The following is a 21,289-nucleotide window of genomic DNA, read 5'->3' as shown; positions in this document are numbered from 1 at the left end:
CTCCTGTGGCCGGGTTGATGGGACGCGCAGAGTAGCCATGCATGGAAGCATGTGCAAGTACTTATTTTCGTTAGATCTGACGCATACGCGATCATTCAATGAGCCATCGATACGACGAGGGGCGTGAATCCGGAGAAGGCTGTTTTCCCACCAAGATGATTCCTCGCTCCTTTGACGGAGTCACCGTGGCTCGACGGGAGCCAGGCATCGGGAGTATCGAAAGACGACGAGGCGTACTGTCCTCACGCGTGTACGGGATCGGCCACCTTCGTGCCCAAGGCCGCAAACCCGCCGACGCTCCCCTGCATGAGCACATGGGCTATCGCATCGCTGATCGGCTGTCCCGTGGACTCTTCGTAGTACGAGAATCCCGGCGATGGATTCGCTTCAAAGCAATACCACGCCCCTTCCGGCGTGCGGCGCAGATCGATGCCGGTCACCGCCAGGCCCAGTGACGCCGCCAGCTGTCGGCATCGATCTGCGATATCACCAGGTATGTCGCACGCATGCAGGCTCACATCAGCCAACTGACGATGCGGGTAACGGTAGTCGTGCGCCTCTGACCGTATTTCACAGCCGAACACTGCCTGCCCCACGACATGCACGCGATAGTCAGTGCCATCGATGCATTGCTGGAACTGTGTGGGACATGCCGATACGTCGTGCAAGCGGTCGCGATGTTCGTCGCCCAATCGGGTCACGATGCTCCTCATGCCGGAAACCGACTTGTAGATCACCTGGCGATGGCGCTCCCAGAAGCCGGCGATGGCATCCGGGTCGGTAGTGACCAGCGTATCCGGCACCGCGAAGCCCGCCTTGCGGATCAAATCCAGCTGATAGGGCTTGGCATGATTTGACGACATGGCAGAGGGCCGATTCACCACCAGCGCCGGGGTCAGCTCTATCCACGATGTCAACGCGTTGTCGAACGCGAAGGCCCGCTGATGCCGCCGGCCGCCGGGCTTCGCACCCTGCATGGCGTGCATGCGCAGCGTGTCGTAAGGGCGAACATAGACGGCCGTCACCGCCGACAGATCCAGCACCTGGCCACCGGTGTGGAGGCTTCCACGGATCCCGTCATCGAGCGACAGCACTATCCGGTCCTGCAAGACGCGCTGCTGATCGAGAAAGACCATCGGCGCGCCGGCACGCAAAAGCGCGCTACGTACCTGAGCGAGCGGGCCATCCGATGCAATGCCCCATAGCAGGATCATAGGTCGTCTACGCCTGCGCCAGACACGCATCGAAGTGATCGCGCACGGCTTGCGCCAGCCTTGCATCCGACATGTCAGGCAACGAGCTCGCGGAATGAAAGCATGGCGCGCTTCGTTCCGCATGGAAGCGCACGGTGAGCAGCGGTGTGTTGGCAAAGGCGGCAAGGCGCTTTGCCGCCGCTTCGTAGCGAACGTCCGGCGCACCAAGGCACTGCGGCCCCACCACGTTGACCTCCCACGGTGCACTGGTCGTTACGTGTGCTTCCACCACGCGACGGCGAGGGGCGGGAACCTGGCAATGCACAACGTCGGTGTCGAGCCCTGCGAGTCTCGCCATGTGCACCCACTGCAACGGCCGCCAATCTGGTCCGCATAGTGAGGTTCCTGCGGGCCGGTTGAGCACGGGGCACGTCAGGCTCGATAGCCAGGAGAACAGGAACGCGTGCATTTCCGCCGCCGCATAAGCGCGGTCGTCCACGGCGACATGGGCCAACTCGTCGGGCAGTATGGCCAGACGCCGCACCACGACACCGTCGATCGCGCTTTCAGGCAACACGTGCCCCGCCACCACGGCACGGGAGGCGGCGCGGTCGCACAGGTGGTATCGCCACCCGCGCGTGGAGAGATCCTCGCAGGTCAGCAGCGCGGCGTCCGGCGCCCACGCTGCCACCAGATCGCGGGCCACCCGATCATGATGGCTGCCAACGATCACCAACATGCCGCCTACCTCTTGCTGCCCTTGCCTTTGGGGCCGGTGTCCTTCGTGCTCTTGCTCGCAGTCTTCGACGCTGGCTTCGCCGCAGGCGCCGGCACTTCGGCGGCAAGCGCGCTTTCTCCGGGCTGTGGCCGCTCTTCGCCTCGGATGAACGTGCGAAGTTCCGTCATCTGCGCCTGCAACTGATCGGTGCGCTCGATGATCATCTGGATGATCTGCATCCACTGCGGATCGCCGGCATTGGGAAGGAAGGGATCGCCTTCGTTGTCTTTGAACTTGGGCAGATCCGCCACGATGGATTTCTGGATCACGTCCACCTCAACCTTGACGTTCTCCTTGATCTCCTTGATCTCCCATTTCAGCTCCTTCCACAGCTTGTGGCTTACCGATACCGAGATGCACTGCTCGATGCCATTGGCCACCACGCAGAGTATCGACGGACCCAGCTCGATGTCCGAGGGCACGTCGAACTTGGCCGAATGCACGACATTGCCCGTGGCAACCGCCATGGTCGAGAAATCGTGGGTACGGCAATAACGCACGTGGCCGGTCGACGAGTTGGTGATGCGCACCAATGGGAAGTTCGTTGCCATGGTGGCGTCGTCGCCATAGCTGTTCGCCTGCGACAGGCCATTCAGCTGCCTTCCCTGCACCGTGTAGCTGAAACCGGGCTTGAGATTGCTCGGGCAACTGGTGATCTGTGGCGCCCACGACGGATCGGGCGTGCCGTCCGCCTGGTACACGCGAATGTCGTTGCTGCGCGTTGACAGCAGCACTTCGCCGGTGGGCAACAACAGCATGCGCGCGTACCACGTCTCTACCGTACCGCCGCCATTGGGTGGATCGGGCACCGGGTTGAGCGATGTGCCGTCGAACTCGTAGCAATGGCATGGCCCGGCCCAGCCGTCTGACTTGACCGGCCCCGCCAGGCACAGCACGTGGCCGTTTGGCAGCAGCGCCGCTGGCGCGTCGAAAGCCTGAAATGGCCGCCCCATGCTGTCGCTGGGAAAATCAGGCCCCGCCGTCCACGTGCCCTGCTGATCCGCAACCGGTGGCATGGTGTAGATGGCCGTATGCCCCGAAGCGCCGATGGCAAATACACGTCCATCGGTCATGAGAATGGCCGGGCCAATCTCGTTCGACGAGCCGATGGACGATTGAACCAGATCGTGCCCCGCAGGCGTGGAGCCCGCACTCACCCACTTCTCGCCCGGGATTACATACTTCTCTGTCGCCGGGTGATTGCTGCACTCCGCCACCAGAATGGTTTGGTCCGGCAGCAGCGTCCAGGTTTCCTCGGAGCTGGCGTCATTCTTGGTTGCACCGTTGGACCAGCTATTGGCCACGGGATCGTAGATAGCGGTAGCCGTGGTGTTGATGTTGCCCAGCAAGATTCTTCCATCCGGCAACACGCAGCATGGCGCATCGCCGATGTTTGCCCAGCCTGGCCCATTGATCGTGGTCCAGGTGTTGTTTACCGGGTCGTAGATTTCGCAGGCGTTGATGTCCACGCTGTCGGAACCGAAATTGTCCTCGCCGCCTGCCATGAAGATGCGGCCATCCCGCATCACCGCCGAGGCGAAGTAGGTTGGGCCAACCGGCCCCACCGCTAGCGACGTCCATGAGCCATTGACGTAACTGCCAAAGGCATCAGGGCTGAGCTTGTGCCAGTTTGCCGTAGCGAGTTCCTGCACCAGCACCGTGCCGTCGGTCATCAGCATCATGTGATTGGCGCTGAAGCCGGGTTGCGTGGTCAGAGGGGTCCAGCCAGCCATATGCGCTCTCCCATATCGATGGGGCTTGCATCTGCAACCGGAAAACGGGAATCGTCCTGACACCGCGCCTGGGTGTCGGTCCAGCGAAACTGGGCGCTGAGAACGCGCGAAGCCTAAGGTCGCCGTCGTAAGCAACGGGTGAATATTTGAAGACAGTGCAGCGCACTTTCGCGATTTGCTATGCAGATCACACGGGGGATCACACTGCGGCGGACAGGTGTATCGACGGTGTAACTATTGCTTGCGAGTCCGTAAAAGAACGGAGCTGGATACAGCGTCGACATCGGCAAAGGCGCATCCAGCGCCGCAGTGGTTTCCACACCGCGTACTTTCTCCTTACCTCGGCATAGGCAAGCACTCCATCACTTCAATCGATTCACCCGGAAAGATGGCGAAGTGAGGATGCCCTTCGAACATGTTTGCCGCTGCCTCGTGCGACTCCGCACGCACCACGGTATAGGCGGTGAGCTGGTTGCGGGCGCCCTCGATACCGTTGCTTGATATGCGCAACGTCTTTCCGAGTGGGGTGCCGGCATCAACGATAGCGCTCTGGTGCTGAGCGACCCACTGGCCCCACGCCTGCATGCCTGCGTTTTCGCGTTGCTTGCGCTCCGCTTCGCTCAGCGCATTCCAACCGGATGCTTCGAACGAAGCCTCCGAACCGATATAAACCGCCAGATAGTTCTTCATGCTTTGCTCCGTGGTGGTGACGCTTCGGTGCTCGCTGGGTGGATTTCTTTCGTCGTGGAGGGCGCAACGCGCGTGGTTGTCAGATCACTCGGCCAGCGCGGCCAAGGGCGTCTCCCTGGGGCTGACGGGCCATGGGTCCGCCCAGGCGGGAATGCGCATGAGGCCATCGAGCCAGCGCCGGACATGAGGGAAATCCTCCAGCGGCACCTCGCTCTGCTGCCAATCGCACGCCATGGAGCCCAGTTGGAAATCGGCGATGGTAAGCCTGCCGCATGCGACGAACGCCTTTCCGTCCAGATGATGATCCAGCACGGCCGCCAGCGTCTTCACGGTGGGAATCATGGCTGCCAGCTGTGACCGGTCGGTCTCGCCAAAATGGAACTGTGGCTTGATCACATGCTCGAAGTAGAACGGGCCCACGGCGCGCAACCAATGGTTGTCGTTCCACGACAGCCAGCGCAGCACATCCACCTGTTCCATGGGGTTATGTGCTGGCCACATGTCCGAGCCAGCCTTGATGCAAAGGTACGCCATGATGGCGGATGACTCCCACAGCACCGTATCGCCATCCACCAGGGTCGGCGCCTTGCAGTTGGGGTTGAGCGCCGCGTAATCCGGATGCTTCAAACCGCCGGCCTTAAGGTCGACATGGATGAAATCCGCTTTGATGCCAAGGTGCTTGACCAGCGCGAGCACCCGTCGCGGCGCCTGTGTCTTGATCCAGTAGATTTTCATGTCTTCGCTCCGGTGTGTGTGTTCACGACCGTCACTCAACATACGCTCCGGCAAAATATGTTAAAGAACATATTTTGATGAGCTGCTATACCGAACGTTCGGAGAGCACGGTCATGTCCTATACCCCTGAGCACAAAGTTCGTACGCGCGCGCGCATTGTCGAATCCGCACGGCGGCTGTTTAACCATCACGGTTTTGAGAAGGTCACCATCGACCAGATCATGACGGCGGCCGGGCTGACGCGCGGCGCGTTCTATCACCACTTCGACAGCAAGGATGAGCTCTATGCGGCCTCGGTCGCGAGCTTCATCACCTGCAATCCCTTCACCTCGCATATGGCCCATGCGGCGACGCCCGTTACCGATCCACGACAGCTCGCCCGTATGCTGATCGACCTCTATCTCAGCGACGAAGTCCTGGAAAATCTCGACCTGCATTGCCCGTTGTACGGACTGCCAGGCGATGTCGCTCGTGCGGGTCTTGAGCCGCAGAAGGCGTACACCGATCTCATACGCAGCATGAGCAACATCTACCGCGCCGCTCTCGATGGCGTGCACGATGCGGATCGGCGCGCGGAATCGGTGGTTTCCCTTTGCGTGGGTGGCATGGTGCTTGCGCGCACGACCAACGACCCCGGCTTGCGCAAGTCGCTACGGGCGTCAGCACGGCATCAGGCGCTGACGCTGCTGCAGGCGGAGTGAAGCGAAGCGGTTCTCAGCCCACTTCGCTGCCAAGACGAAGATGAATGCCCAGCTCGGTCGCCAGTTCGCGCATGCCTTCGGTGTTACGAGCAAGCGCCATCCAGCCGGCAACGCTGTCGTCTTCGGTGTCGATCACCCACAGGGCGTATCCATGCGGCGCGAGGTTGTCATAGGCGGTGCCGAGCAGCGTCCCTGAGTCGATGTCGGCGTGGAATTCATCCTCGTCCGGATCGCCATCCCAATCGATCGACAGATTCCAGCGTGAGGCCAGCTCGTTGATGGCCTGCACGAGCACACGCGTATCCTCGGCATCCACCCGGAAGGCCGATCGCCAGTCAGCCACCTGCACCACCACCTGCGCCACGTCGACCTCATCCTCGGGCGTATCACCGACCGCATCGCGATAGGCAGTGAACTGCTGAAACGCGGAATCGTCATCGCCCGGATTGATCAGCAGCAGGAGCTGCCAGACCTTCGCATCCAACGAATCTTCGTCATCATCGAAGTGATGGTCAGTCTGAAAATCGTCGTCGAAGTCGCTCATGTGCTGCTGTCCGAATTGGGCTTGCGTCAGGAAGTGAGCATAACGGAGCGGGCGCCCATTCCGGTAACGGTTCAACCATCGCTGGTGGCGGCGGTTTAGGGCTGCGCACATACGTCGCGCAAGGAGATCGACTCGGCGCCGCACGCGCTGCTATCCGGCCGGCCGCCTTTTTGGGGTGGACGTGGCTTTCTCACTTCGGCCCCCGATAGCACCGGATGCCGCAGCCTTCAGTATGCGGCGGAAGGTGGGGCATTCCATATGGCTTGGTGCAGGGCAGACAGCGGCGTGCCGCAGGCCGTCCCGCATGGCGCTTAGTTTGCGGATGCTTTCGTCCAGCTCGTCGGCTTTGGCGGAAAGCATGCGGCGCTTGATATGTGGCCTGCCGTCCTTGGTAAACATCAGCGCGATCTCATCGAGCGAGAAGCCGGAGGCGCGCCCGAGCGCGATCAGGGCCAGTTGCTCGACCACGCCCGCATCGAACAGACGGCGCAACCCTCGCCGACCCACTGAGGTGATCAACCCTTTTTCTTCGTAATAACGCAGCGCCGAGGCGGGGAGGCCAGACTGTTTCGCCACATCGGCGATATCCAGGAGTTTCACCCTTTTGACCTCAAGTCGACTTGAAGTGGCACAGTTTAGCTCCCGCTTCCAGCCGACGCGCAAGGGAGACACCATGAACACTCGCCCATCCGCCAGCCATCCGCAAAGTACGCTATGGAACGGCCCATCGGGTCACGCCTGGGTCGAAGAGCAGGCCGTGCTGGATCAGATGTTCAAGCCCATGGCAGACGTGCTCGTTGATGCGGTGCGCTCCGACAAGGCAAGCCGCGTGCTCGACGTAGGCTGCGGCACCGGCGCCACCACGCTCGCTGTCGCCCAGCTCCTTGGTACGCAAGGTCACTGCACCGGCATAGACCTATCTGCACCGATGATCACCGCCGCTATCGCGCGCGCCCGGCAGAGTGGTTCATCAGCGGAGTTCATCTGCGCCGACGCGCAGCACCACGCCTTTCAACCCGCCCGTTTCGACATGCTGATATCGCGCTTCGGCGTCATGTTCTTCGAGCAGCCTGTGCAGGCGTTTTCCAACCTGAGGCACGCCATGCGAGACGGTGCCTCGTTGTGCCTTATCGCGTGGCGCTCCGCGACGGAAAACCCCTTCATGACCATCGCCGAACGCATGGCTGCACCGCTATTGCCAGAGATGCCCGCCCGCCAGCCCGGCGCGCCGGGACAGTTCGCGTTTGCTGATAAGGACCGGGTGACTGCCATCCTGAAAGACAGCGGATGGAGCGGCATCGACATGACGCCCATCGATATCGAATGCGCGTTCCCCGAAACCGAACTGACCGGCTACTTCACCCGCCTCGGCCCTGTCGGGCTCGCACTGAAACAATCCGACGAGCACACGCGAGCGCGCGTGATCGAAACCGTACGGCCTTCGTACGATGCCCATGTTCGCGGAACGGACGTCCGTTACACCGCTGCCTGCTGGCTGATCCGCGCCCGCGCATCGTCCGGATCGAGGTGATTATCTGCCATGAGCACGTTGATACTCATCTTGCTGATCGGTGCGGGCGCTACCGGCGTGATGGATCTATGGGCGGTCCTCCGTAAGCACGCGCTGGGGATCCCACCACTCGACTACGCGCTGGTGGGCCGCTGGATCGCCTACCTGCCTCGCGGGCGTTTCTTCCATCACCCCATCGCTGCGACGCCCTCCGTGCCGGGTGAGCGTGCGATGGGCTGGATCGCTCACTACGGCATCGGCATGGTTTTCGCTGCGGCGCTCATCGGCATCTGGCAAGACGCATGGCTTTGCCAGCCGACCGTGGGCCCCGCCCTGCTTGTCGGCATGATCAGCGTAGCGGCGCCATTGCTTGTCTTGCAGCCCGCATTGGGCGCAGGCATTGCCGCCAGCCGAACGCCACGCCCCAACATGGCGCGGCTCCACAGCCTGGTGACACACGCGGTCTTCGGTTTGGGTCTCTATCTCTCGGGCTGGATCGCCAGCAAGTGGGGCTTCGTGATCGGGCTGACCCTCTGCGCGAAGTGACCTTGCGTTGTTCCGGATCCCGCGAACCCAGGAAACTGCCACCAAATAGCCCGGAAGGAGCCACCGGCGAAATCCGGGACAACGCCGCACTGCACAATCCCAAGCGAGTCATTCGGCATAGCTCGCCGACTCCTCGCTACGCTTCATCCGCGTTACGTGCCGCTGGCATCCTTGGGCACGTTGCCCTCGATCCAGGCGATGATGAATTCATCCAGCGGCGTCCGCTCCCCCACCGCGATGCCGGCCTCACGAACAAAAGCCGCAGCCGCCTTGATCAGCGACTGTCGCGCAAGGCTTGTCGCCTGCCGTGCCGCTGCCTGCTTCTGCCGCAACTGCACGGTATGCGCAGACGGCTTCCCCGGTTTCGCGTACTTCTGATATCGGCGCAACTCGTCCGCCGCCAGCTTGGTATCAAACGCTGCCTGCAGCGTGGCCCGATAAGCCTTCAGTACGGGAATCAGCGACGCTGATGCCGTCGCGCCTGCGACGGCGGCGTGGTTGGGATGTTCCAGTGCTTCGAGATAGGCCGCGTACGGAAACAGCATGGGTGCGGTCATGGAGGGAACCTGATGCGGGATCGCTCAGCATATTCGCGGGTGGCCAGCGCGCGCCACCCGCCGAGAGGTTCCGTACCGCACCAGCCCGTTAATCGTGCAACGCGGAACGCGGCGTGGGAGTCAGCCGCATGGATTGGACCTGACCCGTCAGCCACGTCTCGAGAGTCGGAGCGATCAGGCGATCCCAGGCGCCCGAGGTGATAAACGCGTCATGGTGCTGCGCGTCGCGAAACACGGCCACGCCGACCAGCACATGTTCGCCGGTTCGAACCGGTAGCCGTGGGAAGTTGTTGGGCGCGTCCTCGGTGACGTACCACGCGATGTCATGCGCTCCGGCGTTCTCAAGCACGCGCGTCATATCCTGCCCGCAAAAATCCAGCAGGCGCTGGTCAGCAGCGGCCTTCAGCGAGAACACCGTCATATCGATCAGGCCCGGCGGATCGATGTGCGTGCCAACGGCAGCGCGCTTGAGCGGCTGGTACTTCAGGCCCGCACCCGTCCAGGCCGGCTTGAGAAGCAGCACGTTGTCCGAATCAATCATCGTGTCATTGGCGGCACCGCGATTCGCCGTCCAGACAGGACCGGTGTAGAACCCCGTCAGCCCAGCCTCGCGTGACGCCATATCCTGGAATCCGCGCATCCAGACGAACATGTCGGGATGGTCCAGATCACGAAACTGTCCGAGCAGCGGCATGCCCAGCGCTTCCTGCGATTCAACAAACTCCCGCTCGAACAGTTCGATCAGAACGTCCCGCTTGCCCGGATGCAGCGTGTACTGGCGAAGCTCAATCACCGAGCACTCGGCTTGGTCATCCGTGGAACACCGGGGCGCGCTGTCAGAAGGCGAGACGATCGTCATTGGGGAACCTGCAGGTGGGGAGAGAAGAAGCCGGCAAAAGCCAACGTGGGCGAACAAACCAGCGGCCAAAGAACCCGAGTCGATAAGCCAAGGGTGCCCGCAAGGCCGGCCCAAGCTAATGGGGATATAGGACGTTACGTGTCCTATATGGGCGTGACGACGCACGCTGGCCGCTACTCGCCGTTCTCCACGTGCAGATCAATCGTCTCTGAAATGCACTGCGGCGTGTGAGCCATCACAGAAGGGTTTGTTCTTTGATTGCCCGCATCGGCAGAGTGTGACCCGGTTACGCACCTCGTACGTGAATCCGTCAGCGGCGATGACGGGGATGCCTCCGCGCAACCACAGCGGGCCGCTGCATGCTTCAACTGGGTCTTCGATGAGGCCGATGGAAACCGGCAAGGCATCTTCAACCGGCTCCCCGGTCGCCCTGTCCCACGCCACCAGACGCCCGGACGGGCACCGGTTGACCTGACGGATAAAGGCAGCACGCACACCCGGGTTGTCGGTCTCGGCAACCTGGTTCCAGACCTGCCCGTTGGGATCGCAGAACCGCGCAAACGCGCAGAGGTTTTCCACGTCCGTAAGCGCATGCGATGGGCCATTCAGCACCTGCGCCTGATCGGCGTAAGACTGCCGGCTTGCCGTTTCAGTGCCATCAAAGCCAACTTTCTTATGCGAGCCATCGCAGAACGGCTTCGTCTGCGACATACCGCAACGGCATAGCGAATAGGTTGGCGGGTGCTCGATCGGCGGCCCTTCCTCCCACGCTTCAGAACCGCCCGCGCCATCCGCGACCACGGTTTGTTTCGCGAGCGCGATATCGCCAACGACCAGATACGGACCGTTCCTGGACACGGTCACGTGAACGTTTGCTCTTTCGGGAGTCATGACATTCACTCCTCTAGCCCTGGGGTGGACCCTGGATCGTAACCATGAGCCCACAGCCGGGGTGGCGACGTGAATGCGAGATGGCGCTGCAGGTGAAAACGACGGTGGAAAATGCCGGGAAGCGTCGTCAGCTGCCCGATATCGGCGTAACGATGCACGCTGGCGTCAGCCGCATGCCCCATCCCGGTTTTGACGCGCGCAACGCGCCATCACTGCGGCTTGGCAGCCATCGCCGCGAGCTTTGCCACCGTGTTCATATTGCGCGCCGTGCCGGTCTTGGCAACAGGGATCTTCATTTTGGAATCAGCCATGCCGTCGCCGTAATGCACGTAGATCTCGCGGCTGCCCAGCTTGACCACTTCGCCATTGAGCCCGGTGACGGAATCCAGCGTGTCCGCCGGCGGCGCCGCATCGAGAAAAATCGCCACCACCCGATTGGGCGCTTCCTTGGTAAACGGATTGGCGGCAGCCACCGCCGCGATCTCGGCAGCGGTTCGCACGTGCACGCCAACCGGCTTGCCCGCATAAGCCTGCAAACGCTTCTCGAGGGCGGACTTCACCTGCGCCTCTGTCTTCTTGCTGGTGAATACGACATTGCCGCTGGCGATGTAGGTGCGCACATGCTCGAACCCGGCGTCCTCGCACATGGCCTTGAGGTCAGTCATGGCGAGCTTACCGGTGCCACCGACGTTCACTGCGCGCAACAAAGCAACAAAGGCAGTCATGGTTCGATCCTTACAACCAAGGCTAAACGTATTTGCTAAAACCGGAGCATCATTGCACGTGCCCCGGATTCTCCCCGCGCTTCATCCGGGCTACGTTGTCTGCTTACATCTGTTCGCCATCATCGACGATGCGTTTTCATCTCGTCATACAACCTGTCGCCTACCAGCTTGTTGACCCAGGCCGATGGGTGGCCGCTGTAGTAGTAGAAATATTTTCTGGGATCTGAGCACGGCTCACCCTTCTCGCCGAGCACCGCGCTGAAGCCGCACGGGTCTTTTGCGTTGGCGATGCCGTAGGCTTGGGGATGCTCCATGATCTCGTCGAAATAACGGCCCCACTGGCTGAGCCGAAGATCGATCCCCAGTCTCTCGCGCAACTCGGGTACGAGCTTTTCATAAGCGGGGTTCAACCGAAGCGCTGGCACGGAAAAATCCGGAACTTTGGTGGGCAGCAACGCCAGAACCATGTGGCGTGCACCCACCGATCTCAGCATCTCGATCTGCCGGGTGATATTCGCCACGCTGACTTCAACGGGAACCTTCTCGTCGTTGAGGCCACCCGCGATGAAGAACAGCGTCTTGTTCGGATCAAAAGCGATCGACTTGGCCCGCACGCGCGCTGCAAAGTCCTGCACCTGATTGAGCATGCCCACTTCCAGCAGCACCCCATTTGTCCGTTCGCCCGGATTGAGGCCAGTGCCTGCGCCCGACACCGCGAAATCGATGCTGCCGCCGTTGGCGTTCTTGTCCATGGCGTGCGTGAACGGTATATGCATCCGTTTCGCAAGATACGCCACCGACGTTGGGCCGTTCGCCAACAAATAACCCGCACCCATGTCCGAGTAGCTGTCGCCAAACACATACAGTCGATTGAAGTCCGCGCCTGCCCACGCCGGCGGAGCGGTTATCGCTGCAAACAGAAGAACGAGTACGCCAAGCACCAACCGCATAAAACACTCCGTGTTGCAGGGCTTAGCCTGACTGGATGGATGTTAGAACAAGGGCCTGGAAAAGCATTCTGGCCCATGGCTTCATTCTTTCTCAGCACAAGATCCGGATAGCCCCCGTCCCGCGCGAATGAAATCCTGCCGCATCGACCGGGAGAATTTCATGAAACGCATCGCTGGCCTGCTCATGATGGTTAGCCTGATGAGTCGCGCCAATGCAGACTGCGAACTGCTCTACGCGCCTCCCGAGGTCCGCGCCGCCGCGCTGAAGTTTCACCACCAAATCAGTCAACGTCGAGAGCCACCTCGCCAGATGGACATGAGAGAGCATTCACTCAAAGCAACGCGGCGGTACGAGAAAACTCGCAGCCCTTAGACTTCGACCAAGTGCCCCAGCTGCCCAACTTCGCCACCGGCGAGGCAGCGCGGTGTTAGCGCCGCTCGCACTCCAGATCGTACCGTGCCCAAGAGGCCCTGGCGCAGACTTCCACGCAGCGATAGCCTTCAGGCATACCGGCAGCTCAGCATCTTGGGGCGACCGTTACTCAGGGGGATGCATGGGAAAGCGCAAGGAAAGCGGTTTCGATGTGGTCACGTCGATGTCCTGGCCCGCAGGCCTGGTACTGGGATTGAGCGCCTTCGTCGGTATTCAGTACGGCATCGGCTGGCTGTGGAGATCAAGCAGCAACCCGTATTTGGCGGCCTTCGCCAAGGTGGCTTCGACGGGCATCTACTCGCCATTTGCGTGGTTCGCCCTGATCGGCTGCTGCCTCGCGGCATTGGGATCATTCCTCCGTCGACGCAGGCGTCGGCGCTTGCTGGAATCCCAGACCGGCATGGACAGTCTTCGCAGCATGGACTGGCGAACTTTTGAACGGCTGGTGGGCGAAGCTTTTCGGCGGCAAGGCTACACCGTGGAGGAGACCGGCCAGGACGGCGCTGACGGCGGAATCGATCTGGTGCTGCGCAAGGAGGGCCTGACCACGTTGGTTCAATGCAAGCAGTGGCGCTCGCAGCGCGTACCCGTGCAGGTCGTCCGGGAGATGTTCGGCATTCTGGTGGACCGGGGCGCCGCCGCCGTAAAGATTGTCGCGCTTGGCAGCTACACGCCCGATGCCGCGGCATTCGCTCGAGGCAAACGAATCGAATTGATCGATGGCCGCATGTTGCTCGCCACGGTCATGGGCATTCAGGCAAAAAATGAGCCTGAAGCTGCCTTGGACAATCCATTGTTCTTCGCGGGTGGCGCGTTGACCTGCCTGCTGATCGCGTTCGCACTGCCTACACAGCAACCGGCACAACGTGCCGACGCGCCAAGCGCGCCATTGGCGCCCGCACCTCCACCCCTTCAAAGCGCCGGAGCCACGCAAGGCATCCCTGCGACTCGGACCGCTTCCGCGCCCGTGCAGGCCGCTGCGTCTCCAGCCCCCAAGGTCTACAAGGCAGACCCACCCATGTCGAATGAAGAGCTACGCGACTGGGAGAAGCGAAATCGCGAGGCCATGAAAATTCTGGAGAAGACCACGCCGGAGCTGGAAACAGCGCCAGCGCATTGAGCGTCACGAGCCATCGTAAAGAAAAGTACTCTGGACTACCCCTGATTTCCAAAAAGAAGGCCGCGCACTGCGCGGCCTTTTTCTTGGATCAACGCTGCAAGGTGTACCGCCGCCATAAGCGATGCCGTAGACCGGTGAAAGGGCGACAGCAGCGCCGTCGCCCTTCGTTAGTCGAATCAGAACTGCCAGCGCAGTCCCATATTGGCAGACCAGCCCTGTTCGCCGGCACTGCCAGGGGCCGTCTGGTAGTCCGCGCTGCCGTAGATCAAGAGTGTCTTGCTTAGCGATCCCGTCACGCCGATACCCAACTGCCATGCTTGCCCCCAGCTACCGCTGGCAAGGCTGCCAGTGACGCCCCAGACGTCGCTCGACATGGTGACCATGCTTCGACTGCTTGCGCTCCAGAGGTAGTTCACGCGCGCCCATGGCGTCCAACGCTGTCCGCCAGCCGTATCAAAAGTCTTACCGAGATTGGCACCTACTCGCCCGATCCACGCGCCCGTGTTCTGCGGGGTCACGCTCAGGTCATCGCTGTCTGTGAAGCGGTTGGTATGCAATGTCTGATAGACCACCTGCGCCTGCGGTTCGAGACGCAGCCCGTTGGCGAACACGAACGGATAGCCACTTTCCAGTGAGTACGACCAACCGTGCGTCTTGAAGCGCGCCATGTCATAGCCACGGAGCGCGGTATCAACACGTGTGTCGTAGTAGTTGCGCGCCACCACGCCGTCGACATAGAAGCCGTTGCCGGTGACGTAAGTACCGGTGGCGGCAATGCTCCGTGCATTCATGCGCATGTCACTGCTTCCATCAACCGCTTGCGGCATGATGTGCGAGGTACCGATGCTGCCGTACATGCCAAGACGGAACGTGGACGCATCACCACCTGTCTTCAGCCAGGTACCACCGATCTGGATACCGCGGTCGTTCTGACGGAAGCCATAGCCAAACTGGCTGAAGCTACGATCACTGCTGTATTGGTAGTTACCGCCTAACACGCGTGCATAGAACTCGCCCGTATTGCCAGCCACTGACACATCATCCTGATGGATCTCGCCAAGGCGATCGTGCAGCGTGCCCAGGTTACGCATGCCGTAAGACAACATCGCGTTGGATGCGCTGAGGTATGACGGCACCTGCGGCACAACTTCTGGACGCGGTGTGGGCGCAGGTGTGGGCGTCGGCGTCGGTGTGGGTGTGGGTGTGGGTGTGGGTGTGGGTGTGGGTGTGGGTGTGGGCGTTGGATCAGGCGTCGGTGTCGGGTCGGGCGTTGGTGTGGGATCCGGAGTGGGCGTGGGTGTCGGGTCAGGTACGGTGGCGTTTTGCAGGCGGTAATCCCAATACCCGTTACCCGAACCTGCAACCACGCGCTGCGAAGGGTCTGACGAGCCAGGTTGATAGGTCATCAGGTCATAACGCCAGGGACCGACCGCGACGTAACTACCAACCAACGCAAAACTCGTTGCGGTCGCCTGGCCCGACACTTGCGCCAACGAAATGCCTTCGTTTGCTTCCATCACTCCGTTGTTGTTGGTATCGGTGGACGCACCACTGCCCGAACCCACGACCTTCAGATACGTCGTGCCACTGATGTCGCCATCCACCAGCACCCGATCGGTAAACTGATTGGAAAGCACGCCGCCGTCGTTGAGAGAGGTGTTCAGCACCATCGTGCCGCCGTTTCCGACCAGATCACCGTTGACCGCCAGCGTTTTGTAGCCGCTAGCCGGTGGTGCGAACTGGATGGTGGCGTTACCCAATGTCAACGCTCCAACCGAGGAGTCGCCAGTCATCACCCACTGGCTGCCGCTATCCATCGACAAACTACTCACGACATGTTGCGTGGCACCAGTCCACTGAGATCCATTGCTCAGCGAAACGATGGTGTTAGCCGCCGGCACTGGCTGATTCTGCATAAGCGAAGGATCAAAAATAATGTCGCCTTGTGCTGCCACCTGATCGTCCATGGTCAATGCAACATGCGCTGCCGGATCGATGACGTCCAACAGCACGCCGCTTCCACCCATCGCTTGCAGGCCGTGCGTAAGGTTGATCGTGGCATTGCCCGCCGCTACAAGGGCGTGAGATTGCGTGCTGGTGATCGAGCCACCATCCATGGTCAACGTACCACTCGTACCGCCAATCGCTGCGCCATAGGCATCCGCACCCTGGGTCAGCACTTCAACGCCACTCAGCTCAGCCTGCCCTCCGTTTTGCACCAGCAAACCGTAGGCGTTATGGCCACCCGTATGGACGTGCCCATTGATCATGCTCGCCGTGCCAACCACATAGGCACCAAAGGCGCCGTCGCCGCTGGTTTCCACGGTGGTGCCATCCAAGGCGATGTTGCTTCGCGCATCTGACCAAACACCGATACCGGTACTGCCCTGGGTGGCAATGTCACTTCCGGTCAGCGATATGCGGCCACCCAGTCGCGCCAAGGCTCCGACGCCCTTGTCCCCGGATGTACGAATCACCAGATTTGAACCAGTGATAATCGTGTCGCTAGCGCTCTCTCGCGATGCGTACAGTGCGTAGCTACTGGCCCCCTCGGTCGATAGGCGGCTATTGGCCAGGCTGATGGTAGAGGCCCGATTGTCAATGCCAAGCGAGTTGCTTCCGGTCGTTTGAATGTCGACGCGGTCGCCCGTAATCACGGTATTGCTCGGCGCCCACACCGCATCGGAGCGAACGCCCGTGGTGGTGATCGAGACGTCATACAGCGTAATGGCCGAGCCTTCCTGGTTCATGCTGACGCCATACGCGAAGTCGCCCGACGTCTTCACACGTGCACCGGTCACGGTTGCCTTGGCGCCCTGCGTCAAATGGATACCAGCCGACCCGCGCCCCGACGTGGTGTACAAACCGCCGTTTAAATTGGCGATGACGCCCGCTCGCGATCCGTCGAGATACACCGCGTGCGAACTGTCACCACGCGTCGTGATCGAAACGTTGTTGAGAGTGATCAGTCCAGGCGATGCGGCACCGGTGACGGCCGCATCGGCGAAGATGCCGTAGGCGTTCACAGTGCTAATACTGCTATCGGTCAAGAAAAGCTTGGCACCACTTATCCGCGCGCCGTGACCCGAAATTCCCGTCGCATTAATCGTGACCCCTACGCCGCTGATGGCGGTACCTGCATCGATGCCATACAGACCATAGGCTTCCAGTCCCGACGTGGTGATGGTTGTACCGGCGCCAAGGGGGTCCCGGCCGATGGCGGCTGAAGCACCCGCCTGGGCAAGGACGCCATAGCCATAGGAACCCGTAGTCCCGATCCTGCCGCCGCTGAACAACAACGAGCTGCCGGCGCCATTGACCCTTGCCCCCGCCGCATTATTTCCCGAGGTACTCACCACAATGCCGCCACCTGCCGTGATGTTGCCCCCATTGACGATAGATAGCGCTGGCACACCATTCGTCACATAGCTATCGGGAGCAAGTACGAGTGTTGTGCCATTGGCGACCTGCTGTCCGCTCGTCGCGTGCGTTGCCAGAGGCACAAGCAGCGCCACTAAAACGGCGTTCACCAACATGCGCCGGGCCATTTCGTTGCATCCATGCGTCGATTTCATCGCTTTTGATCCCTTTTGTTGGAACAACTCGTGTCGCTATGCACATGAAGGCGATGTGACTCGCCTGCCCCAACGTCGCGATTCGCTGACATTGCTTGAGCTTGTTCGGGGCTAAGACAAACTTGAGACCGTCACCACTGATATCGCTATGGCGAATTCGTGTGAATCCGCCTGAATTGTTCGAAGTGTTCTCGCGACATCGAGCGCCATAGCGCGAACAACTGAACGATGACGGTAGTGTCCGTGGCGCCGGCCTGATATCAGAAAAATCTCAAATCCAGGCCAAAGACTGTTGGGGGCGTCATGCAGACGGACGCCCGTATAGACACCATACGAAGATATGAGAGAAAACAGACACGCCGCGGTGTCGGTCCAGGATGAGGCGAGAGATTTTTTCTAATAGGCCTCACGCAAAAAAAACCGTGATGCTCTTTATCCCCAACGTGGCGTTTGACCGAGGCCGGCATCCACACCACTGCAATGACAGGCGATCGCTAAGCGCACCCCACCCTGGCTTGCTGGTCTTTTCTCGAGAAGATCAGAAAGAGTAGGGCCAGAGTGCTTCCATGTTGGAAGAAGCGCTCTGACCCCAGTACTTCGATGTCAACCTTCTCTCTCGCTGACTAGCAAGCAAACAGCACGTGCACTCTGCCCATGGCTGAAGTTCAAGGCACGCTTACCAATGCGGCTCCGACGTTGGCTTTGTGTGCGATGGCTTCGCGTATTTCAGCCTGCGTCAGGGCGACGGTAGGCGACTGGCGTGCCGCAACGGCGATGGTCGATTGCGGCCTCAGCATCATGCGACGCTGAGCTTCCCAGTTCTTTGCCAGATGTTCCGCCTGGGCGACTTCAGCGGGTGTTGCGCCGACATAGGCCACGACGACATAGCCATTCATATCGACGGTGTAAGCTTCAACAGCAGCGTTGGCATTTCCTATGCAAGCGAATCCTAGGGCGATAACCGCGGGGATCATCAGGCGCTTCATGATGATGGCCTCCTGTGACGTGGATGCACCCACCGGGGTAACCATCAATGATGAACTCCTTGCCCCCAGGAATCATGAGGAAATCGCACGAAAACCTCAGGATTTTGTGATGATTGGTTGCCACCAGGACAAACGGGGCCAGAGTGCTTTTCTCTTAAAAGAAGTACTCTGACCCCTGCTTTCTATTTTCAAGAAAAGTACGCTCTGATTCATTCTGTCCGGGCGACTTAAACGGAAGTAGGCCGGCCACGGCACTTCACCTTTTGGGGAGACAGGGATCGTGAACTCGCTTGTGCTACGACGTCTTTTCCTTCCTTTTTTGCTACGCCTGGCTCTGCTCGGCTGTGCATCACTCGTCCACGCGACACCGCTGCAGCAGGCTTCATCGCCTGCAGATGGCGCTCGAGAAATCGCAGCTCAACATGCATTGGAGCGTGCCGTGGAAGTACAGCGTGACCGTATTGCCAACGAGAACGCGGCGGCCGCGAAGGCGCCCTGGGCTGGCAACTTCTATAACGGCGACGGCACGGGCACCAACGTCAGGCTGTCTCTCGCGCCCCATGCCGGTGTCGCCGCTACATCGCGAGGATGCATGGGAACCTACGCTGCCAACAAAGGTGCCGTGATCCCGCAAGCCGACGGCAGCTTGCTGCTGAAATACGAGCAGCCCAACGATGAGAGGGGCATCGGCTTCGCGGACCATGTCGTGCCCGTCGCCTGGGGCGAGCGGATGTATCTGATCCCTGAGAAGCAACTAGCCGAATTCGCCAGCGCCGTTAATTTAGGCGACGAGCCGCGGACGAGCGCGTTTGGCTTATTCCTCATGCGCGAAGGAGACGAGCAGCGCCAGGCATCTGGGCTGCCCGCGCTACCACCGGAGGCAAAACGGCTGATTCAGCAGGCGCCGTTGGCGGTTGGCGTGATCTCAGCAACCCGGCTGCCCGACAAGGATCCCGATCATTTTATATGCCGATACCGGCTCGAACTCGATCACGGCGCCAAGGCCGGGCTGGCAGCGGGGATGGAGCTGACGACGACCAACGTCCGCGGTGGAAATCGCGTCATCCTCGACCAAACGACACCCACTCGCGCGATAGGAACTATGTACCTGTACGGCGACGACTGTACGGACTCGACTCAGCGGCCTTCAGCCAAAACGCGCTTTACGACCGGAGCTTATCAAGCTGCACAGCCGAAACGCTCTCCCTGAGCGGGCGCGAAAAGATGTCAGAGTGCTTTTCTCTGAAATGGCCGAGACACAGAACCCTGCCCCTTTATAGAGCTACCTTCGCCCTTCCAGCTCGCTCCGTGTAAGCGAAAGAAGCCGCTGCCAGCCCTACTCTTTGTCGGCATGCCATGAGGCGCGGCGAGTGACGTCCTGCTGGTTATCGCTGTCGCCGTCGTCATCGCAGGTGCCGCCTGGAGCACCCTGGTTGGCGACCGGGTGGGCGGGTGCGCTGGCTTCTTTATCGATCGGTTGCGCGAGGCGATGCTTGGCCTCGTCGCTTTGGCTTGCTGTCCCGCGTTCTTGCGTTTTCGCGTCCGAAACGCTGTACGTTTCTTTGCTGGTCATGACTGCTCTCCAGAACCCGTAGGCGGATCAATTGCCTACGCTTCGTATTGTTCGCCGACCATGCTGAGCGAATTGATACGATCTCGTGAAGACGCGGCAACATGGGTGACCGGGCACCACGCGCGGGTCATCAGGCACTGAACTGGGTGTCTCTCTTGCTGCAGAAACGGGGTCAGAGTGGACCTTCTGGAAAAGTACACTCCGACCCCGGTTTTGGCCCCGGCTTTCTGAGCCTTCTTCAGTGCCTATCAGGGTGCGACCGCAGCTTCCGTGCCAGTCATGACGTCGTCACCGCACACATCACGCCACAGGTGATACATCACACCGAACATCACCGCGATCATCGCCAGTATCAGGGCGACATAGAGTGGAAGGATCAGAACAAAAATCAGCCACGGGGCAATGAGCTTGCCAATCAGGGCCAAGAGAAAGACCACGATAGCCAAGGCGATGATCGCAACGAGCCAGGCAAGCGCGAGGCTCACTGCAAACACGAGCAACGGCAACAGGTTCTTCAGCGCACCAACTAAGCCATCACCAATGGCGCCGAACACACTGCGCCGGCCCAGCGCGACCTGGCCAAGGCTGATCGCGTAGAAACCCAACATGAAAATGCCGAGCACCATGAAGAGTGCCACGGCGATTCCAAAGCCCGGAGGCAGCGCTGGTGGTGCTTGATGGGAGGCCTGGGCCGTCACCACCTGCATGTACCAGCTCGCAATGCCGCCTCCCGTCAGCGCGATGACGGAACCGAAAAGGGCGAAGTAGAGCCCCATCTTCGTGAGCCCGTACCCCATCAGACGCCATGCTTCGCCTTGCCGATAAGGATTGAAAATGTCACTGGCGCGAGCCGGCATGCCGCGCTCGGCTGCATCGACCACCCGCAAATAACCTGCATAGAGCGGCACGATCAGCAGACTAACCAGCATGGAGATGGCCATGAGGCCGACAAAGGTAACCGGGCTCTGCGGCGTGCCCGTAGCCATCGCGTGCAATTGCATCGGCAGCGTGACCATGGCGGGCAGCAAGCTCGCCACGATCAGCAAGGCGGCCCCGCCCAGCAATGGCTTCGGGTGACGGAAGCCCACGCTGAAACCATTCGTCAGCCAGCCGAAGCCAGCCGACGGTCCATTCAAACGGATCGTCATTGTTCCCCCTGTAGATCGGCGCCCCCGCGCCGAACAGGCTCA

General features: G+C 60.7%; 22 protein-coding genes. 6 read left to right on the top strand and 16 right to left on the bottom strand.

What is annotated here, in order from left to right; genetic code table 11:
* Positions 1-242 precede the first annotated feature (242 nt).
* The 5 genes from OQE56_RS04515 to OQE56_RS04495 form a co-directional block, all read right to left on the bottom strand.
* Positions 243-1,214, bottom strand: coding sequence for an ATP-grasp domain-containing protein (locus OQE56_RS04515; RefSeq protein ID WP_267222019.1), 972 nt, complete (start codon positions 1,212-1,214; stop codon positions 243-245).
* A 7-nt stretch (positions 1,215-1,221) separates the two neighbouring features.
* Complete coding sequence (locus tag OQE56_RS04510; protein ID WP_267222018.1) at positions 1,222-1,932, bottom strand: hypothetical protein; 711 nt, start codon at positions 1,930-1,932, stop codon at positions 1,222-1,224.
* A 5-nt stretch (positions 1,933-1,937) separates the two neighbouring features.
* The gene (locus tag OQE56_RS04505) at positions 1,938-3,704 is read right to left on the bottom strand and encodes a Kelch repeat-containing protein (RefSeq protein WP_267222016.1); all 1,767 of its coding nucleotides are present in this window, start codon (positions 3,702-3,704) and stop codon (positions 1,938-1,940) included.
* Positions 3,705-4,040: 336 nt separating this feature from the next.
* Complete coding sequence (locus OQE56_RS04500; protein ID WP_267222014.1) at positions 4,041-4,394, bottom strand: hypothetical protein; 354 nt, start codon at positions 4,392-4,394, stop codon at positions 4,041-4,043.
* An 84-nt stretch (positions 4,395-4,478) separates the two neighbouring features.
* Complete coding sequence (locus OQE56_RS04495; RefSeq protein ID WP_267222012.1) at positions 4,479-5,129, bottom strand: glutathione S-transferase family protein; 651 nt, start codon at positions 5,127-5,129, stop codon at positions 4,479-4,481.
* 113 nt (positions 5,130-5,242) lie between these two features.
* Here OQE56_RS04495 and OQE56_RS04490 point away from each other — a divergent pair, with 113 nt between their 5' ends.
* The gene (locus OQE56_RS04490; RefSeq protein ID WP_267222010.1) at positions 5,243-5,830 is read left to right on the top strand and encodes a TetR/AcrR family transcriptional regulator; all 588 of its coding nucleotides are present in this window, start codon (positions 5,243-5,245) and stop codon (positions 5,828-5,830) included.
* 13 nt (positions 5,831-5,843) lie between these two features.
* On the opposite strand, the gene OQE56_RS04485 is transcribed toward OQE56_RS04490, so the two are convergent.
* Both OQE56_RS04485 and OQE56_RS04480 read right to left on the bottom strand, forming a co-directional pair.
* Positions 5,844-6,374, bottom strand: coding sequence for a DUF6630 family protein (locus OQE56_RS04485; protein WP_267222008.1), 531 nt, complete (start codon positions 6,372-6,374; stop codon positions 5,844-5,846).
* 150 nt (positions 6,375-6,524) lie between these two features.
* Complete coding sequence (locus tag OQE56_RS04480; RefSeq protein WP_345781166.1) at positions 6,525-6,974, bottom strand: helix-turn-helix domain-containing protein; 450 nt, start codon at positions 6,972-6,974, stop codon at positions 6,525-6,527.
* A 73-nt stretch (positions 6,975-7,047) separates the two neighbouring features.
* On the opposite strand from OQE56_RS04480, the gene OQE56_RS04475 reads away from it, so the two are divergent.
* Both OQE56_RS04475 and OQE56_RS04470 read left to right on the top strand, forming a co-directional pair.
* Entirely contained in the window at positions 7,048-7,905 is an 858-nt protein-coding gene (locus OQE56_RS04475) for a class I SAM-dependent methyltransferase (RefSeq protein ID WP_267222006.1), read from the top strand.
* 9 nt (positions 7,906-7,914) lie between these two features.
* Entirely contained in the window at positions 7,915-8,430 is a 516-nt protein-coding gene (locus tag OQE56_RS04470) for a DUF2938 domain-containing protein (protein ID WP_267222004.1), read from the top strand.
* 152 nt (positions 8,431-8,582) lie between these two features.
* Here OQE56_RS04470 and OQE56_RS04465 read toward each other — a convergent pair whose 3' ends face one another.
* The 5 genes from OQE56_RS04465 to OQE56_RS04445 form a co-directional block, all read right to left on the bottom strand.
* A complete protein-coding gene (locus tag OQE56_RS04465) occupies positions 8,583-8,987 on the bottom strand; it encodes a hypothetical protein (RefSeq protein ID WP_267222002.1) in 405 nt (134 codons plus the stop codon).
* 88 nt (positions 8,988-9,075) lie between these two features.
* Positions 9,076-9,780: an NIPSNAP family protein gene (locus OQE56_RS04460; RefSeq protein ID WP_267222000.1), complete on the bottom strand. Its 705-nt coding sequence runs from the start codon at positions 9,778-9,780 to the stop codon at positions 9,076-9,078.
* Positions 9,781-10,044: 264 nt separating this feature from the next.
* Positions 10,045-10,737, bottom strand: a complete 693-nt coding sequence (locus OQE56_RS04455; RefSeq protein ID WP_267221998.1) for a CDGSH iron-sulfur domain-containing protein — start codon at positions 10,735-10,737, stop codon at positions 10,045-10,047.
* Between the two features lie 209 nt (positions 10,738-10,946).
* Positions 10,947-11,462 (bottom strand): DUF1697 domain-containing protein, encoded by a 516-nt coding sequence (locus OQE56_RS04450; RefSeq protein WP_267221997.1) that lies wholly within the window; start codon positions 11,460-11,462, stop codon positions 10,947-10,949.
* A gap of 119 nt (positions 11,463-11,581) precedes the next feature.
* Positions 11,582-12,412 (bottom strand): SGNH/GDSL hydrolase family protein, encoded by an 831-nt coding sequence (locus OQE56_RS04445; protein ID WP_267221995.1) that lies wholly within the window; start codon positions 12,410-12,412, stop codon positions 11,582-11,584.
* A 160-nt stretch (positions 12,413-12,572) separates the two neighbouring features.
* Here OQE56_RS04445 and OQE56_RS04440 point away from each other — a divergent pair, with 160 nt between their 5' ends.
* Positions 12,573-12,785 carry a hypothetical protein gene (locus OQE56_RS04440; RefSeq protein ID WP_267221993.1) on the top strand — a complete coding sequence of 71 codons (213 nt, stop codon included), beginning with the start codon at positions 12,573-12,575 and terminating at the stop codon, positions 12,783-12,785.
* Between the two features lie 181 nt (positions 12,786-12,966).
* A complete protein-coding gene (locus OQE56_RS04435; protein ID WP_267221991.1) occupies positions 12,967-13,965 on the top strand; it encodes a restriction endonuclease in 999 nt (332 codons plus the stop codon).
* Positions 13,966-14,141: 176 nt separating this feature from the next.
* On the opposite strand, the gene OQE56_RS04430 is transcribed toward OQE56_RS04435, so the two are convergent.
* Positions 14,142-17,540, bottom strand: a complete 3,399-nt coding sequence (locus tag OQE56_RS04430; protein ID WP_267221989.1) for an autotransporter family protein — start codon at positions 17,538-17,540, stop codon at positions 14,142-14,144.
* 665 nt (positions 17,541-18,205) lie between these two features.
* Complete coding sequence (locus tag OQE56_RS04425; protein ID WP_267221987.1) at positions 18,206-18,526, bottom strand: hypothetical protein; 321 nt, start codon at positions 18,524-18,526, stop codon at positions 18,206-18,208.
* Positions 18,527-18,965: 439 nt separating this feature from the next.
* On the opposite strand from OQE56_RS04425, the gene OQE56_RS04420 reads away from it, so the two are divergent.
* Positions 18,966-19,736: a hypothetical protein gene (locus OQE56_RS04420; RefSeq protein ID WP_267221985.1), complete on the top strand. Its 771-nt coding sequence runs from the start codon at positions 18,966-18,968 to the stop codon at positions 19,734-19,736.
* A gap of 126 nt (positions 19,737-19,862) precedes the next feature.
* On the opposite strand, the gene OQE56_RS04415 is transcribed toward OQE56_RS04420, so the two are convergent.
* Together OQE56_RS04415 and OQE56_RS04410 are read right to left on the bottom strand one after the other, a co-directional pair.
* Positions 19,863-20,099 carry a hypothetical protein gene (locus tag OQE56_RS04415; protein ID WP_267221984.1) on the bottom strand — a complete coding sequence of 79 codons (237 nt, stop codon included), beginning with the start codon at positions 20,097-20,099 and terminating at the stop codon, positions 19,863-19,865.
* Positions 20,100-20,347: 248 nt separating this feature from the next.
* Positions 20,348-21,145, bottom strand: coding sequence for a hypothetical protein (locus OQE56_RS04410; protein WP_267221983.1), 798 nt, complete (start codon positions 21,143-21,145; stop codon positions 20,348-20,350).
* Positions 21,146-21,289: the final 144 nt, after the last annotated feature.

This window comes from Dyella silvae (assembly GCF_026421305.1).
GTDB classification, from domain to species: Bacteria; Pseudomonadota; Gammaproteobacteria; order Xanthomonadales; family Rhodanobacteraceae; genus Dyella; species Dyella silvae.
Note: the sequence above shows the minus strand (reverse complement) of the source record. Positions and strands in the feature narration are given on the sequence as shown.

Excerpts from the sequence above, each read along its gene's own strand:
- OQE56_RS04515 (WP_267222019.1), bottom strand. The coding sequence starts at position 1,214 with ATGATCCTGCTATGGGGCATTGCATCGGATGGCCCGCTCGCTCAGGTA.
- OQE56_RS04510 (WP_267222018.1), bottom strand. The coding sequence starts at position 1,932 with ATGTTGGTGATCGTTGGCAGCCATCATGATCGGGTGGCCCGCGATCTG.
- OQE56_RS04505 (WP_267222016.1), bottom strand. The coding sequence starts at position 3,704 with ATGGCTGGCTGGACCCCTCTGACCACGCAACCCGGCTTCAGCGCCAAT.
- OQE56_RS04500 (WP_267222014.1), bottom strand. The coding sequence starts at position 4,394 with ATGAAGAACTATCTGGCGGTTTATATCGGTTCGGAGGCTTCGTTCGAA.
- OQE56_RS04495 (WP_267222012.1), bottom strand. The coding sequence starts at position 5,129 with ATGAAAATCTACTGGATCAAGACACAGGCGCCGCGACGGGTGCTCGCG.
- OQE56_RS04490 (WP_267222010.1), top strand. The coding sequence starts at position 5,243 with ATGTCCTATACCCCTGAGCACAAAGTTCGTACGCGCGCGCGCATTGTC.
- OQE56_RS04485 (WP_267222008.1), bottom strand. The coding sequence starts at position 6,374 with ATGAGCGACTTCGACGACGATTTTCAGACTGACCATCACTTCGATGAT.
- OQE56_RS04475 (WP_267222006.1), top strand. The coding sequence starts at position 7,048 with ATGAACACTCGCCCATCCGCCAGCCATCCGCAAAGTACGCTATGGAAC.
- OQE56_RS04470 (WP_267222004.1), top strand. The coding sequence starts at position 7,915 with ATGAGCACGTTGATACTCATCTTGCTGATCGGTGCGGGCGCTACCGGC.
- OQE56_RS04465 (WP_267222002.1), bottom strand. The coding sequence starts at position 8,987 with ATGACCGCACCCATGCTGTTTCCGTACGCGGCCTATCTCGAAGCACTG.
- OQE56_RS04455 (WP_267221998.1), bottom strand. The coding sequence starts at position 10,737 with ATGACTCCCGAAAGAGCAAACGTTCACGTGACCGTGTCCAGGAACGGT.
- OQE56_RS04450 (WP_267221997.1), bottom strand. The coding sequence starts at position 11,462 with ATGACTGCCTTTGTTGCTTTGTTGCGCGCAGTGAACGTCGGTGGCACC.
- OQE56_RS04445 (WP_267221995.1), bottom strand. The coding sequence starts at position 12,412 with ATGCGGTTGGTGCTTGGCGTACTCGTTCTTCTGTTTGCAGCGATAACC.
- OQE56_RS04440 (WP_267221993.1), top strand. The coding sequence starts at position 12,573 with ATGAAACGCATCGCTGGCCTGCTCATGATGGTTAGCCTGATGAGTCGC.
- OQE56_RS04435 (WP_267221991.1), top strand. The coding sequence starts at position 12,967 with ATGGGAAAGCGCAAGGAAAGCGGTTTCGATGTGGTCACGTCGATGTCC.
- OQE56_RS04430 (WP_267221989.1), bottom strand. The coding sequence starts at position 17,540 with ATGAAATCGACGCATGGATGCAACGAAATGGCCCGGCGCATGTTGGTG.
- OQE56_RS04425 (WP_267221987.1), bottom strand. The coding sequence starts at position 18,526 with ATGAAGCGCCTGATGATCCCCGCGGTTATCGCCCTAGGATTCGCTTGC.
- OQE56_RS04415 (WP_267221984.1), bottom strand. The coding sequence starts at position 20,099 with ATGACCAGCAAAGAAACGTACAGCGTTTCGGACGCGAAAACGCAAGAA.